The sequence below is a fragment of the Oleiphilus sp. HI0132 genome (assembly GCF_001635845.1).
In genome coordinates, this window is record NZ_LWGJ01000805.1 from 1 (window position 1) to 681 (window position 681).

Below are 681 nucleotides of genomic sequence, written 5' to 3' on the forward strand. Positions count from 1 at the left end.
AGCCCCCAGCAACATGAACTACGCCGGTGGTGACGGTAAAGTAGTTTCCTTCAACAAGTACCGTTAGTGATAGTAGGGAGGCAAGGTAAGAAACAACTTTAACAGTCAGTGTTTGTAAGAAAGGGATTGCCAGGTACCAGAAAGGCATCGCCATTAAGACGACACTCCATGCAATGATAATATTACGAGTACTTGCAAAGCCTAGAACTATTGCGCTAAATAAGGGCAGCGATAAAGCAAGGCATAAAAAAAACAGTGTTTTTATATCCAGAGCTTGAGATAAAACAAACCCGGCGGTCAGAAGAATGACAGCAGGTAATAATAGATAGTTCGGTTGAACTTTGTTCGATCCAAGGTTCTTATATGAAAAATAGGCGCTTAAAGCGAGAAGGATATAGCCCATATCCAAATCGCCAGCAGTGGTCCAGTGAGTATGAAGTTGAACTAAACGGCTGGGGTAGAAAGTTCCTAGATAACATAGCAACAGGGCAAAAATTGCCGCTAACCACAGCACAGGCTGCCTAGCGATCCGTGTCATAACTTCATCCAAAGTGTAGCTGTACCGCAATGTACGTGAGTCGTTAACGGCTTAGTCGTTCGTTGCGGTAAACAGTTGTAAAACTGCTAAGGTTATTAAAATGCTTTGTAATGGTGTTAAGCTTAGCTGAAAAATAAGGTTAG

At 42.4% G+C, this 681-nt stretch carries 1 protein-coding gene; it reads right to left on the reverse strand.

All coding sequences use genetic code 11. From position 1 onward, the window contains the following. Positions 1–538 (reverse strand): archaeosortase/exosortase family protein (locus A3766_RS09330; protein ID WP_156508820.1); only part of this gene is annotated, 538 nt, incomplete at its 3' end. Between the last annotated feature and the right edge of the window lie 143 nt (positions 539–681).